Here is a 13,703-nt window from a genome sequence, read left to right on the forward strand (position 1 = left end):
TTCTACAAAACCAACAATGCAGACCATCCTACGACGGACAGCCTACAGATACGACTCAACCTTCTGGACGATCTGCGCCTTCGGAAGCGCCCCCACAAACTCATCCACCTTCTGGCCATCCTTGAAGATCAACACAGTCGGAATCGACATGACCTGGAACATCATCCCCAGCTCACGCTCCTCATCCACATTCACCTTCGCGACCTTCACCTTGCCATCCAGCTCAGACGCAATCTCATCCAACACCGGCGACAACTTCCGGCACGGAGCACACCACTCAGCCCAAAAATCCACCAACACCGGCGTCGAAGCCTCAACGACCTCAGCCTTAAACGTATTCTTCGTCACATCAACAGGTGCACTCATTGTTCCTCCTTGAATACAGTTCTCTCTATTCTAAAGCGCCGCAAGGAAATGCTGCGCATCCAACGCCGCCCGGCACCCCGAACCAGCCGCCGTAATCGCCTGACGATAGTGGTTATCCACCAAATCGCCACACGCAAACACGCCCGGCACGCTCGTGCGAGTCGAAGGGGCGTCGACAAGGACGTAACCACCTTCATCCGTGGCCACCTGGCCCTCCAGGAACGCCGAACGCGGATCGTGCCCAATCGCCACGAACAACGCCGTCGCATCCAGCACCGACTCCTCGCCCGACTGCACATTCCGCACCTTCAGGCCCCCGACCTTGCCATCCTTCTCGACGACCTCTTCGACCACCGAATGCGTAATAAACTCAATCTTCTCATTCGCCCGAGCGCGCTCCAACATAATCTGCGACGCGCGGAAATTCTCCGAACGGTGAATAATCGACACCTTCGACCCAAACTTGGTCAAAAACGTCGCCTCCTCCATCGCCGAATCCCCACCGCCCACAACAGCAATGTGCTGATCCTTAAAGAAGAACCCGTCACAGGTTGCACACGTGGACACACCGCGACCCGTCAGCTCAGCCTCACCCGGAATACCCAGGTGGCGCGGCGCCGCACCCGTGGCCAGAATCACCGAGCGGGCCTGATAGACGTCATCCCCCACGAACACCTTCTTCACGTCACCAGAGAGATCAACCTTGTCCACCAGCTCCGACTCCAGACGCGCGCCGAACTTCTCCGCCTGATCGCGCATCTGCATCATCAAATCGGGGCCCATCACCCCATCCTTGAAGCCCGGGAAGTTCTCCACCTCAGTGGTGTTCATCAGCTCGCCGCCGTACTCGTACCCCTCAAACACCAGCGGGTTCAGCTCCGCGCGCGCCGCGTACAGTGCTGCCGTGTACCCCGCCGGGCCCGAGCCGACGACAATAACGTCATGAATTTGTTCTGCTTCGTTGGCCATGGAAACTCCTCGTAGATTTGCTCTGTCTGGTGTGTAAACGTCGCCAGTCTACTGTTTGTTCCAGCCGTGTGCGGGACGCACGAGTGACAAAAGACGCACCCCTTGTTGCCTAGCCCTTTTCTGACCTGCTGGTTTGCAAGGCGTCGATTTCGGAGTTGCGTCCTTTGTCACTCGCGCGGCTGGCGAGGGGCTAGCAGACCTCTTCCATGTGCTCGAGCATCATGGCCCGAGCGCGGGCCCTGCGGGACTTCATGGTGCCGGGCTGGACGCCGCACGTGTCGGCGGCGGACTGGAGCGACATGCCCATGATGTCAATGAGGTAGACGGCTTTCCGGTGCGCCTCCGGCACGACGCGCAGGGCGTCCTTGACGGCGATGAGGCGATCCAGGTTGGCGGTTGGGTCGTGCGCCAGGCGGGGGTCCTTGTCTTGGGGGACGACGTCGTCATCGTCGAGGGACACGGTGTACTCGGCGCGACGTCGGCGTTGGTGGTCCAGGCTGGCGTTGGCAACCAGGCGGTACAGCCAGGTGGACACCTTCGACTCGAAGCGGAAACCGTGCAGGTGGCGCGACGCCTTCAGGAGGGCGTCTTGGACGATGTCTTGGGCGTCCTGCTCGTTGCACGAGTAGCGAAGGGCGACGCCGAACATGTTGTGTTGGTGGCGTCGGACGATGAGGTCGAAGGCGTGGATGTCGCCGGCGATGTACTCGTGGACGAGTTGGTGGTCTGTTTTTCTGCGCATGATGCACCCTCCCATTGCTGATGCATCCAGTGTGATGCATCAGCTTGCGGAGAGGAAGCGCTTTTTGTCCACCATGGTGGACATCACCGGAGGTTGGTGCGGCCGATGAGGGTGATGTCGCGAAGAGTGATGTCCTGGCCGGAAACGGTGAGGATCAGGCCGGTGAGTTCCGGTGAGCCCTCCACGTCGATGCCGTTTTCGCCACTGAGGAACGTGCCCTCCTGCAGCAGTGGCAGTTCGGCGGGGCTGCCGTTCCACGAGGCACCCGTGGGCAGCCCGTAGAGGCGGAACGTGTCGCCGTTGGACGGGGTGTCGACGATCACGTGCTCCAGGGTGAACCCGGTGCGGGCGGTGGCGCCCTTGCCGGGTCGGAGTTCGACGCTCACTTCGTCCGAGCCGGTCCAGGTGGTGGAGCGGTCGGCGTCGACAAGCTCGGGGGCGGATGCGCCCTCGATGGTCGCGCGCATCGGGGTGAGCAGCACGGGCAGACCTTTGACTTCCTCCTCGACTTCCTCCGCCCCAGACTGTACGGAGTCGACGGTGACGGGCGCGTTGGTGTCATCGCCGGAGAGGAAGCCGACGAGGTAGGCCGTGAGCGCCGCGATGACGATGACCGCGCCGACCGCGAGCGACAGCAGCACCGCCAGCGTGATCGGGCGGTAGCGGCGGGAGCCGAAGCCGCCACGCAGGTCCTTCGGCTCCTCCGGCTGCTCCTCCACCGGTTCGACGGGGTCGATTGCTTCGGCGGGTGCGTCCTCTGCTTCGTCGCGGGTGAGTTTGCGCTCGAGTTCGCGGAAGTCGTGGGACTCGATGGCGTCGGCGTCGACGAGGGCGCGGGTGGTGCTGGCGACGTCGGCGAGGTCATCGGAGTCGACGTTGGTGGTCAGCAGCTGCAGCGCGGAGGCGAAAGCGTCCGCGTCGTCGGCGGCGGAGGCGTCCGGCAGGACGGCCGGGAACGCGAGGCGGACGTGGCCCTCGCGGTCGATACGGAGGCGCTGGCGGTTATCCAACCCGAGCGGCACACCGGCCTCGTGCGCCGCGGCGATCGCGCCCGCCAACGGGGCAAGCGCGTTCGCCACCGCGTCCGTGTGCAACGTCTGGCCGGACTCGGCAACGGCGCGGACCGAGGAGCCCTCCACCCAGTCGGCGACCACCAGGGCGCCGGTGCGGTAGGACAGGATCTCGATGTTCTCCGGCAGCGCCGGGTGGCGCAGCATCGCGAGCTTCCGCGTGCGGCGCGACACACCGGCGGCGTCGATCGCGGCCTGGCGCGGCGTCGCCGGCGCCATCGGGGCCATGCCCGTCGTATCGACGAACGTCAACGCCACGGAGCGGCCCGTCGAGACCTCGCGGGCCTGCCAGAACCTGGCACCCGTCGTGGAGCCGTGATCCCGGATGAGACGGAAACGGCCATCCGACACCGACGCACCCGGCACCAAACGCGGGCCGCGCACGACACCGGCCGACATCGGCGGCGGCACCGGCGACGCATTGAACGTATCGGCGGCGAGGAACTGCTGCGACACATCCCGCAGGTCCACCTCCCCGACTTCGATCGCCGCGTCCTCGTCCGGGCGGATGAAGCGGCCCACACCCGGGATGCGTGCCAGCGCGCGGCCCAGGTTCTGCACCTCCGGCAGACCGGAGCGCGACAGGACCAGGCCCGTCGCCACCACGAACAGCACGCCGAGGACCATCACCTCAAGCAGGAAGCCCAGCGACGGCAGGCCGATGAGGCCGCCGAGGAAGGATGGGGCGTCGATACCCGCGACATCGCGCACGAGCCAGCGGGCCAGGAACATCACCGCAATACCGACCAGCGCCGAGGCCGCCGCCCACAGCGACGTGTGCAGCACCGAACGCGCCTCGAGCGTGCCCAACTTACGACGCAACAGCAGCGCGCCGATCGCCGCGCCGGCGACGAAACCGAAGCCGTTCGCCGCACCCAACAGCACCACCACGGACTGCGTCGAGTCCGCAACCAGTGGTGCAAGGTACGACAACACCACCTTCGTGATCGTGATGCCGGCGATGATGAACGTCGGCGTCCACGCTTCCTCCCGCGCGTAAAATACGCGCAGGTGCAACATCACCAGGGCGTACGGGATCAGGGTGAACGCGGAGAAGCTCACCGTCAGGCCAAGCGTGCGGGCCGTGCCGCCGTCGAAGTTGCCGTACGCGAACAGCGCGTGCCCGATGTCCGGGCCGAGCGCCGTCATAAAGACAATGATCGGGATCAGGGCGATGAACGTCAGCTTCGTGCCCAGCGTCAGGTCGCGGACGACGGCGGCGTCGTCACCGTCGGCGGCGTTGCGGGACAGGCGCGGCATGATCGCCGTCAGCAAGGTGACGCCAATGATGCCGTACGGCACCTGCAGCAGCATCCAGTGCTGTTGGTAAATGATCGGGGCGGCGTCGCTCGCCATCGACGCGATACGCGTGGTCACGATGTAGCCGACCTGACTGATGCCCACATAGGTCACGATCGCTAGGGCCATCCCACCGAACGCCTTGAGGCGGTCGTCGATACCCCACAGCGGCCGCAGATTGATGCCGAGCTTGCGCAGCGCAGGCAGCATAATCAGGCACTGCACCGCCACACCCAACGTCGTGCCGACGCCCAGCAGCAGCACATGCGGATTCGCTATCGACGCCGGCGCCGCGGGGTTCAAGCTGCCCGGCAACATCATGTAGCCCAGCAGCACCGCAATCGACACGATGTTGTTCGCCACCGGCGCCCACGCGCCTGGCCGGAAATGCTCCTTCGTATTCAGCACCGCCATAAACAGCGAGAACATGCCGTAGAAGAAAATCTGCGGCAGCACTAGATACGCAAAGGATGTCGACTGGGCGACGTTGACCTGCCCCTCATCATCCAGGAAGAGGCGCGTCAGCAGCGGCGCGGCAGCCACCGCGATGATGGTCACCACCGTCAGGAGCATCAGCGTCAGCGTGAACAGCTGCCGGATAAAGCGCTCCCCGCGGTCGGGGTCCTCCTTCTCCGCGCGCACCAACACCGGCACCACCAGGGCCGTCAGCACCGACCCCAGCACGATCTCCGTAATGATGTTCGGCAGCGTATTCGCCGTATTAAACGCTGACGCCACCGCCGGGCCCAACGCGGCACCAATCAGCACCGTGCGGATGAAGCCCGTGATGCGCGAAATCAGCGTCGCGATCGCCATCGACCCCGTCGCCCGCACCACAGAAGTGCTCTTCGGGGCTGGCTCCGGCACCGCCGCGGACGGGTCCGCCGTCAGCGTCGAACGGTCCGGTGCCTCGGCCTCGGCGGCGTCGATAAGCTCTGGGTTCTCTCGCGGGGTGGGCACCGGCGCAGGCGGCGCAGGGGGCACGATTCGGCTACGCGTACCAGCCCGAGGTTGCTCAACCACGTCAGTCTCCAATCAAAGGTGGGTGTTCATTGTCCAAACGTTGCTCTGTCGATGGCGCGCGGGGCGCTGCCCGCGCCCTGCGTCGGCGGCCCACGGAATACATCAGCATCAGGGCCACCAGCACGCCAAGCCCGGCGACGAGTGCCCAGCCCTCCACGGCGGCACCCGCCGTACGCACCGAAATGCTCACCGGCTGCGAGATCGGGCTGCCGTCGGTACCCGCCAGGTACAGCTGCAGGTCAATACTGCGCTGGTCCTCCGGGTAGTCCGCCGTCATCTGCACCGTCTGCGAGCCGCGTGCCGGGATCCGCATCGTCGTCGGCACGTGCAGCGTGATCGGGCCGCTCGCCGCCTGGAACCGGATCGAGGTCTCCACGGGCAGTGGCATCCCGTTCTGCGCCACAATCAGCAGCGGACTCGACGGGGAGGTCCGCGTGTACACGTTGCCCGGCGGAATCAGCGTTATCGACGCCCGCAACGCCTGCAGCGTATCGCGGCTGCCACGCAGCCGCCCGGCTGTGGTCCGTACGGTGGCGTCGTACCGCGACAGCGACTGGCGCTCCTGCATACTTAGGGCGGCCAGCACGTCGCGGCGCAGCGGCAGCGTGAACCCGTAGCGGGTCAGCGCCACCTGAGGGTCATTCGCCAGCAGCTGCGTGAGGTCGTCCGTGAACTCGGCCTGCTGGGAGGCCGTCAGGACCTCCGCGTCCGACATCACCGTCGGGTCCGGAAACAGCGTGCCGACGCGCGTCGCCACCGGCACGTCGTCCGGGGCGGGCGTGTTCAGGAAGTCACCAAAGCTCATCGGCGCCACCTCGCCTTCCCGGACCAGCTCCGCGACCGTTCCCAGCAGCAGCGCCGCCGAGTCCGCGTCCCAACCCGCCGGCGGGTTCACGAACACCGGCTCCTCCGGCGTCGCCTCCTGCGCCGCCAGCCGCAGCGCGGACGCCGCGTTGATCGCGCGCGCCCGCTGGGAGTCCATCTCGTAGCGGAACCGGAGCGCATCGTTCGAGTAGCCGACGGTCGCCGGCGCGGAGCCGACCGTCGCTAAGACCGAGGCAAGTGAGTCCTGGAACTGCACCGCCATCACCCCCGGCGCCACCCACGCGGCATTGCCGGGGCCCGGGTGGTCGACGCTGCTGCGCGCCGCCAGCACCTTGACCGGGTGCGCGGGTGCCGCCGGGAACACGCCCGCGGCGTCCGGCAGCTCGTTGCGGTCGAGCGCCGCCTGCCCGTCCCCACTTGTCGACGCCTGCTCCGCCCGAGCCGCCTCCCACTCCCCCTGCAGCCCGTGCTCCGGGATGGCGGAATCGATGTGGTTGGCCCAGCCGAAGGCGGGCGCCGCGTCCGGAGTGATGTAGCCGGCTCCCGGGATGACGGCGTTGAGCGTGCCCGCCGTGCCGAGCTCCCGTTCGAGCACGAACGGTCCGCGCTCCAAGGCCTCCCGCATCAGCCACGGGTCACCGGTGCGCGCCAGGGCGTTGACGTCTACGTTCTGCCACGGCAGCGCCACCGTGCAGCCCTTCGCGGCGACGCTGCGCAGCTGGGTCAGCCACGCCTTCGCGTCCGCGGAGCCTGTGCCCGGCTCGCCCTGGGCGGTGGTGTCCTCGGTGTTCCAGCTGTCGCGGAGCCGCTTGGGCTCCACGGCGACGGGCGGGCGCGTGGTGGTGACGCGGTAGCCTTCCGCCATCCGCGCGACCGTGTCCACTAGCGCTGGGTCGAGCCCTACGCACGTTGCGAAGCCGACGCCCGGCTCCTCCACCGCGTCCTCGTACTGGCTGAGCAGCCGCTCGAGCCGCCCGCCCGGCGCAAGTTGGTGCGCTAACGTCTCCGACTTCAGCAGCAGCGGGGCGCGCTCCGGGGCCTCGCCGGTCTCGCCGGGCACGATGTCTATCGGCGCGGTGATCGGGTACAGCGCGGTTATCGCCGGTGCCGGGTCCTCGGACGGCTTGCCGCGGACGGAGATATGGAAGCGCTCAGTGTCCAGCGTCGTCGCGTTCTGTTTTAGTTCGAAGAGTAGTGGGTACGTCCCCGCGCCCGGCAGCTCGACGTCCAGCTCGATCTCTGTAGACTCCCCCGCGCCAAGCTCCTTATCGACGTCCACTCCGCGCCCCACCACGCCATACTGGCTCACCGCGGCGACGGCCGCCGCCCGCTGGTCCAGCACGGAACCAGTTGCCGGCCCGCGCCTGGGGACCACGCGCAGGTTCGCCAGCGGTGCGTCCGTGTCGTTTCGGATGCGAAGTTTCACGTGAAACATTTCGCCGGCGTTCAGGGCCGGAGGGGCGTCGATAAGCGTGACGGAGGCACGAGTGCCTTCTCCCTGGCGAACCGCCGGGTTCACCCACTGCGACGCCACCGACTGATCCCCCGGCGACGTCGGTGCTGGTAGCGCGCCCGCCGTGACCGGCAGCAGGCCCAGCGCCGCCACCGCAACCGCCGCCGCTGCCATACGCACACCGCTCATCGTGGCGTCAACCTTCCGGCCGCGGCCTCCTTGCGCGCCAGATCCGGCATCCTATTCACCGCGATCCGCGCGAGCTTGCGCTCATCCGCGTACGCCAGCCGCTCAATGAGCTGGTTCATCGGCACCCACGCGACTTCCGTGACCTCCGGGTCTTCGTCGTTAAACACTCCATCGACGTAGCGCAACAAGTTATGGTGCACCGTCTTATGAATGCGGACGCCCTCAGAAATGAACCAATAATCAATCACGCCAAGCGTATTGAAGGCCTCACCGGTAATCCCGGTCTCCTCCCACACCTCACGCTCCGCGGTACGCCACTGGTCCTCGCCTTCCTCCACGTGACCCTTCGGCATCGACCACAGTAGACGGCCCCGGCGATCCAGCCGCCCAATCAACGCGACGTAAATCTTGGACAGGTCCACCTTGTCATGCTGGTCCACAGCCTCAGCCATGCCCGACACCACCAGGCCGCCCGCACTCGTCTCATTGCGGGTCTCCAGCGACGAATCAACCGGCCGCTGCTGCCTCTTCCGTGCCGACGCCCCCCTGCCCCGCCGATTCGACCCACGACGACGCTGCTGCTGCGACCCCCGCTTTTTCGCGTGCGAACCACGCCGACGGCCACGCCGCCGCTTCGGGGAGTCACCCCCCGCCTTCGAGTTAGCGCCGTCCCCGCGCCCCTTCCCGCCAGAATTCGAAGACTTCCGCTCCGACGGAGGAACCGGCTTCGGCCGAGTGTTCTCAGTCATTCAATTCATGGTATCCGCACTGGCCACGTTTGTGGTACTTAACAGCACCAGGGAAGCAAAGTATCGTGTGAGAGGTGACAAAGACTCAAGAAACACACCGGTGCCCGTTCGATCTCCCCGACCCCTCCGACCCGAACGCCGTCGTGGCGTTGCAGGTTCGGGCCGAAGAGGGCGTCGAGAAGCTGAGTGGCTTGCTGACGCCGCTCGCCCAGCGCTTCGTGGAGCGCGGCGAGCACCTCTACCTTGTCGGCGGGCCCGTGCGCGACGCGATGCTGGGAAAACTCGGGCACGACCTCGACTTCACGACGTCCGCCCTGCCCCCCACCGTGCAGGAAATCCTCGACGAGTGGGGCGAAACGACCTGGGACACCGGCATCGAATTTGGCACCGTCGCCGCCGTGCGCGAGGGCCAGCAGGTCGAGATCACCACGTTCCGCTCCGACCTCTACGACGGCGTGACCCGCAACCCCGAGGTCACCTTCGGCGACACCCTCGAGGGCGACCTCGTGCGCCGCGACTTCGCCTGCAACGCGATGGCCATCGAGCTCGACGTGGTCGACGGCGCACTCCGCCCAATCTTCCACGACCCCGTGAACGGCGTGTCTGACCTGCTGCAACGCCGACTGGACACCCCGCAGGCCCCCGAGGTTTCCTTCCGCGACGACCCGCTGCGGATGCTTCGCGCGGCCCGCTTCGTCTCGCAGCTCGGCTTCGAGGTCGCCCCGCGCGTCTTCGACGCGATGCGCGACATGGCAGGTGAGATTGAGCGCATCACCGTCGAACGCATCCAGGCCGAGCTGGACAAGCTGATGTGTGGCATCGCCCCCTGGGACGGCATCGACCTGCTGGTCCGTACCGGCCTCGCCGAATTCGTGCTGCCGGAGGTGCCCGCGCTGCAGCTCGAGCAGGACGAGCACATGCAGCACAAGGACGTCTACGCGCACTCGCTGACGGTGCTGCGCCAGGCCACCGAGCTCGAGGACGACGGCCCCGACCTCAAGCTGCGGCTCGCCGCCCTGCTTCACGACGTCGGCAAGCCCGCCACCCGCGCCGTCAAAGAAGGCGGTGGCGTGAGCTTCCACCACCACGAGGTCGTGGGCGCGAAGCTGGTGCGCAAGCGCCTCCGTGCGCTGAAGTACCCGAAGCACGTCATCAGTGATGTCGGCCAGCTGGTCTTCCTGCACATGCGTTTCTACGGTTTCGGCGACGGCAAGTGGACGGATTCGGCGGTGCGTCGGTACGTCACCGATGCGGGCGACCTCCTCGAGCGCCTGAACAAGCTCGTCCGCGCCGATTGCACCACGCGAAACCCGCGCAAGGCCCGCCGCCTGCAGCGCGCGTACGAGAACCTCGAGGAGCGGATTGCGACCCTTGCGGAACAAGAAGACCTTGCGCGCATCCGCCCTGACCTGGATGGCAACGAGATCATGCGCATCCTGGACCTGAAGCCCGGCCCAGAGGTCGGCGAGGCCTGGAAGTACATGAAGGAACTACGCCTGGAGCGCGGCGAACTTGACCACGACGAGGCCGTCGCCGCTCTGAAGAGTTGGTGGGGGGAACGCAATGCCTGAGTACTTTTACGGTGACCGCCTGTTCACGTCACTCGATCGCGCCGAGCCCGACAGTGGCATGCTGCTCGTCGCCGCCCCGGGGATGCTGGCGCCTTCGTTTACGCGCTCCGTTGTCCTTATTATTGAGCACGGCGAGCAGGGCACGCTCGGCGTCATCTTGAACCGGCGTTCCGACGCCGCCGTTGTGAACGTGCTGCCCGAGTGGGAGTCGCTCGCCAGCGAGCCGCCGGTGATTTATTACGGCGGACCCGTCAGCCCGAACGCTGCCGTCGGCCTGGGAGTGACGCACAACGATGTGGACATCGCCGAGCACCCTACTCTGACGCGCCTCGCGAACAAGCTTGTGCATGTGAACATGCACGAACCGGCTTCCTCTTTCTCTGATTTACTGGAGGGCTTCCGTCTCTTCGCCGGGTTCTCGTCGTGGGACGCCGGGCAGCTCGACGAGGAGATCGAGCGTGGCGACTGGTACGTCGCCCCCGCCCTGCCGTCCGACGTGATCACGCCCGCGAGCGTGGATCTGTGGTCCGACGTCCTGCGCCGCCAGCCCATGCCGCTCCCCCTCTTCGCCACCTTCCCCTCGAATGTCGAGGACAACTAGATGAATGTTTCACGTGAAACATTGCGAGAACTCGGCCTCGGAGTGCGCGACATGTGGCTTGTCGGGCTCGGCGTTGTGCCCCTCGGGTTAGCGTTTGGCCTGCTCATGGTGCAGTCTGGGTTCGCATGGTGGTGGACACCGGTCTTCTCGATGCTTATCTACGCCGGCTCCACCGAATTCCTCGCGATCCCGATGGTGCTCGGCGGCGTTGGCCCCGCCTCCGCCGCTATGACGGGTTTCATGGTGAACTTCCGCCACCTCTTCTACGGCCTCACGTACCCACGCAATGCCATCCGTTCCACGTTCGGGCGCCTCTACGCGATGTATTCACTGACCGACGAAGCCTACGCCGTCGTCAGTGCCCGCCAGCAGACAACGCGCTATACCGGCCCGCGAATCCTCGCCATCCACGTGATGTGCCAGGCGCTCTGGGTCATGTCCGGGATCGTCGGCGCCCTCGCCGGCGAACGCCTCCCCGGCACGATCGAGGGCATGGATTTCGCCCTGACCGCACTATTCATCGTCCTCGCCTACGAGGCCTTCCAGGCCTCTCGAGACATGAGCGCCGTGCTGATTGCCGCCGGGATCGCCCTGTTTGCTGCTTTCGTTGTCCCTGGCCAGATGCTGATTGTGGCGCTGATCGCGTACTTCCTTGTCCTGCTGGTCCGATTTTGGGCACCGGGCGTCGATAAGCGATTGGAGTGGAAGCGATGAACGGACTCCCCACCGGCGTTGACCTGCCCATGGTGTGGGCCGTCATCCTGCCGATCGCCGTGGTCACCGTGCTGCTGCGCGCGCTGCCGTTCGCCTTCCGCGGCTGGCTGGACGGCAGCCCACTTCTCGACTTCCTCCGCCTCTACATGCCCGTCGGCGTCATGGTTGTGCTCGTGCTGTACACCTTCACCAGCTCCGACCAGCCGGTGTGGGCCGGGGTGTTTGTCGGCCTTGTGACGCTCGGCCTCCACGCCTGGCGACGCTCCCCCGCCCTTTCAATCTTGGTCGGCACCGGATTGTACGTCGCCATGGTCAATGTCGTCTTGTAGCCAAAAATATTGCTGAATAAAAAGCTGTCTGATGCGTTGGCCCTAGTTGTCAAATCCCTGGCAATATCAATCTCTGTATTCAGGAGATTTTTTCGCTACTGCTGCCGTCGCAGCCGCCACTGCCCTTTCGCTCGCTGTTGTCCCGGCACAGGCCGGAGAAACGTCGAGCGGCGACGAGGTCACTTCGTCGGTCGGTATCTTGACTCTTCTGCAGCTCGGCAAGATCGGCGCCGCCGAGAATGAAACCGACGCCAAGGAGGCGATCGCCGAGACTGAGTTTGGTCCCGCTGCTCTGCAGAGTTCTTTCGACAATGACCGTGAAAAGGATTGGCCTATCGGCCGCACCTTCGACATCATCTGGGGTTCCCTGCTCGGTGTTGCGACTCTCGGTGGTCTTGCGTTCCTCGCACTGAACGCAAAGTAGATTTCAAGATTTTGCGGTCGGGTCGGATTTCGGGTCGGGCGTTTTGTCGTTTCGGGAGGCGGGTTTATTAACGTCACATACGTTAGACGAGTCCATAGTCTTGGTAGGGGCAAAGCTTCAATTTCCCACGCTTGCTTGCCCCGTCCGACGCATTTTCGCAGGATGTTGTGCCAGTATTTATTGTCACTCAACAGTGTGGGGCAGAGATGATCCACGAGCGCCTTGACGGGCCCCGTTATTAATTGGGTATTAATAAGCTGGCTATTAAGGCTAGTAAAAACCCAGCCCCATATGGAAGGCTGGGTCAGAATGTGGCGTCGAAAAGTGAATTAGAACAGCAGCGCTGGAAGCTGCACGCTCGGAATGACGCCCGAGGCAGCAGCAACGACACCGAGAAGAGCAACGAGAGCAGCCGGAACGCCGATCAAGAGGCCGAGGATGCCTGCCTTGTAATCCTTGTCGGAAGGCTGAGCCTCCGCTGCGAATGCAGGGCCAGCGACAAGGGACAGTGACAGGGTTGTAGCGGCTGCTACGGAGGTAAAACGCTTCATGGGTAGCTCCTTAATGAGATCGGGTCACGACAGGGACTCGCCAAAGTTTTGGCATGTGTGCAACTAACATCGATTGGAACGTTCTGTGCGTTATTTCGGAAATCAGTCGATTCCCGGGGGTTGCGGGGCACTCCCCTGCCCTGAGTATGGGCCTGGTTCGATGAGTGGCAAGCGATGGTTGCGTTGTGAGACCGCCGAACGCGACCTGCGCGGCAGTGCCCGCCGGGCGGACACTATCGACATCGACGCCACAACCTACAGCCAAACAAGTACGGTGTCCACGGCGCGGACACCAACCAGTGATCTGCACCGCCGATGGCGAGATTCCGCGGCGCGGACAGAGTAGGTACCTCCCTGTAACCCGGTTCGCGTCTGCCAGCCTGTCCGCCGCGCGGACACCAACGAAGCTTTAGCTGTCTCCAGTAGCATTCCGCGCCGCGGACAGAGGGAGTTCAGCTCAACACCCCAACGATTGCTGCAACATGTCCGCGGCGCGGACACAATGCACACTCGCGACCCAAGGTGGGCGTCGACAAACGACCCCCACACTGTCCGCCGCGCGGACACCCGACCCACACATTTTACGCAAACCCCTTGACACCACCACTCGAACACGTATACTAAACGAAACAAGCGAAACATCAGGGGGAGCCATGCACACCACCATCGACGCCGACACCATCGTCAACACCATCGTTGAAAGCGCACGCCTATTCGCATACTCACACGCGGAAATACTTACCGCGATCGCCGAATTCGACACCCACAACCTCGCCGAGCACTACGGCTGTGCTTCTACCGGGGCATGGCTTGCCAGAGTGCTAAAAA

13 protein-coding genes are annotated in these 13,703 nt (G+C 65.0%); 6 read left to right on the top strand and 7 right to left on the bottom strand.

Features of this window, described 5'->3' with window-relative positions:
• Positions 1–42: 42 nt before the first annotated feature.
• The 6 genes from trxA to BJP08_RS02310 all read right to left on the bottom strand — a co-directional run bounded on the left by trxA (position 43) and on the right by BJP08_RS02310 (position 8,685).
• Positions 43–366, bottom strand: coding sequence for a thioredoxin (gene trxA / locus BJP08_RS02285; protein ID WP_071568061.1), 324 nt, complete (start codon positions 364–366; stop codon positions 43–45).
• 30 nt (positions 367–396) lie between these two features.
• Positions 397–1,335, bottom strand: a complete 939-nt coding sequence (gene trxB, locus BJP08_RS02290; RefSeq protein ID WP_071568062.1) for a thioredoxin-disulfide reductase — start codon at positions 1,333–1,335, stop codon at positions 397–399.
• 190 nt (positions 1,336–1,525) lie between these two features.
• Positions 1,526–2,077 carry a sigma-70 family RNA polymerase sigma factor gene (locus tag BJP08_RS02295; RefSeq protein ID WP_071568063.1) on the bottom strand — a complete coding sequence of 184 codons (552 nt, stop codon included), beginning with the start codon at positions 2,075–2,077 and terminating at the stop codon, positions 1,526–1,528.
• Between the two features lie 83 nt (positions 2,078–2,160).
• Entirely contained in the window at positions 2,161–5,469 is a 3,309-nt protein-coding gene (locus BJP08_RS02300) for a murein biosynthesis integral membrane protein MurJ (RefSeq protein ID WP_071568064.1), read from the bottom strand.
• Position 5,470: 1 nt separating this feature from the next.
• Positions 5,471–7,936 carry a DUF6049 family protein gene (locus tag BJP08_RS02305; RefSeq protein WP_143109985.1) on the bottom strand — a complete coding sequence of 822 codons (2,466 nt, stop codon included), beginning with the start codon at positions 7,934–7,936 and terminating at the stop codon, positions 5,471–5,473.
• On the bottom strand, positions 7,933–8,685 hold the full coding sequence (locus BJP08_RS02310; protein ID WP_083428358.1) for an NUDIX hydrolase: 753 nt from the start codon (positions 8,683–8,685) through the stop codon (positions 7,933–7,935). The genes BJP08_RS02305 and BJP08_RS02310 overlap by 4 nt, the downstream gene beginning before the upstream one ends.
• 143 nt (positions 8,686–8,828) lie before the next feature.
• On the opposite strand from BJP08_RS02310, the gene BJP08_RS02315 reads away from it, so the two are divergent.
• Genes BJP08_RS02315 through BJP08_RS02335 form a run of 5 tightly spaced genes read left to right on the top strand, consistent with a single transcriptional unit; the run spans position 8,829 to position 12,324 of the window.
• Entirely contained in the window at positions 8,829–10,256 is a 1,428-nt protein-coding gene (locus tag BJP08_RS02315) for a CCA tRNA nucleotidyltransferase (protein ID WP_071568080.1), read from the top strand.
• Positions 10,249–10,857 carry a YqgE/AlgH family protein gene (locus BJP08_RS02320; protein WP_071568065.1) on the top strand — a complete coding sequence of 203 codons (609 nt, stop codon included), beginning with the start codon at positions 10,249–10,251 and terminating at the stop codon, positions 10,855–10,857. The genes BJP08_RS02315 and BJP08_RS02320 overlap by 8 nt, the downstream gene beginning before the upstream one ends.
• Complete coding sequence (locus BJP08_RS02325) at positions 10,858–11,571, top strand: AzlC family ABC transporter permease (protein WP_071568066.1); 714 nt, start codon at positions 10,858–10,860, stop codon at positions 11,569–11,571.
• The gene (locus tag BJP08_RS02330; protein ID WP_071568067.1) at positions 11,568–11,900 is read left to right on the top strand and encodes a branched-chain amino acid transporter permease; all 333 of its coding nucleotides are present in this window, start codon (positions 11,568–11,570) and stop codon (positions 11,898–11,900) included. The genes BJP08_RS02325 and BJP08_RS02330 overlap by 4 nt, the downstream gene beginning before the upstream one ends.
• 46 nt (positions 11,901–11,946) lie before the next feature.
• Positions 11,947–12,324, top strand: coding sequence for a hypothetical protein (locus tag BJP08_RS02335; protein ID WP_071568068.1), 378 nt, complete (start codon positions 11,947–11,949; stop codon positions 12,322–12,324).
• A 329-nt stretch (positions 12,325–12,653) separates the two neighbouring features.
• Here BJP08_RS02335 and BJP08_RS02340 read toward each other — a convergent pair whose 3' ends face one another.
• Positions 12,654–12,875 (bottom strand): hypothetical protein, encoded by a 222-nt coding sequence (locus BJP08_RS02340; protein WP_071568069.1) that lies wholly within the window; start codon positions 12,873–12,875, stop codon positions 12,654–12,656.
• Between the two features lie 160 nt (positions 12,876–13,035).
• Here BJP08_RS02340 and BJP08_RS11370 point away from each other — a divergent pair, with 160 nt between their 5' ends.
• Positions 13,036–13,221: a hypothetical protein gene (locus BJP08_RS11370; protein WP_143109986.1), complete on the top strand. Its 186-nt coding sequence runs from the start codon at positions 13,036–13,038 to the stop codon at positions 13,219–13,221.
• Positions 13,222–13,703 lie beyond the last annotated feature (482 nt).

This window comes from Corynebacterium sp. NML140438 (genome assembly GCF_001875725.1).
In the GTDB taxonomy this organism is placed as follows: Bacteria; Actinomycetota; Actinomycetes; order Mycobacteriales; family Mycobacteriaceae; genus Corynebacterium.

Excerpts from the sequence above, each read along its gene's own strand:
- trxA (WP_071568061.1), bottom strand. The coding sequence starts at position 366 with ATGAGTGCACCTGTTGATGTGACGAAGAATACGTTTAAGGCTGAGGTC.
- BJP08_RS02330 (WP_071568067.1), top strand. The coding sequence starts at position 11,568 with ATGAACGGACTCCCCACCGGCGTTGACCTGCCCATGGTGTGGGCCGTC.
- BJP08_RS02295 (WP_071568063.1), bottom strand. The coding sequence starts at position 2,077 with ATGCGCAGAAAAACAGACCACCAACTCGTCCACGAGTACATCGCCGGC.
- BJP08_RS02325 (WP_071568066.1), top strand. The coding sequence starts at position 10,858 with ATGAATGTTTCACGTGAAACATTGCGAGAACTCGGCCTCGGAGTGCGC.
- BJP08_RS02310 (WP_083428358.1), bottom strand. The coding sequence starts at position 8,685 with ATGACTGAGAACACTCGGCCGAAGCCGGTTCCTCCGTCGGAGCGGAAG.
- BJP08_RS11370 (WP_143109986.1), top strand. The coding sequence starts at position 13,036 with ATGAGTGGCAAGCGATGGTTGCGTTGTGAGACCGCCGAACGCGACCTG.
- BJP08_RS02320 (WP_071568065.1), top strand. The coding sequence starts at position 10,249 with ATGCCTGAGTACTTTTACGGTGACCGCCTGTTCACGTCACTCGATCGC.
- trxB (WP_071568062.1), bottom strand. The coding sequence starts at position 1,335 with ATGGCCAACGAAGCAGAACAAATTCATGACGTTATTGTCGTCGGCTCG.
- BJP08_RS02340 (WP_071568069.1), bottom strand. The coding sequence starts at position 12,875 with ATGAAGCGTTTTACCTCCGTAGCAGCCGCTACAACCCTGTCACTGTCC.
- BJP08_RS02305 (WP_143109985.1), bottom strand. The coding sequence starts at position 7,936 with ATGAGCGGTGTGCGTATGGCAGCGGCGGCGGTTGCGGTGGCGGCGCTG.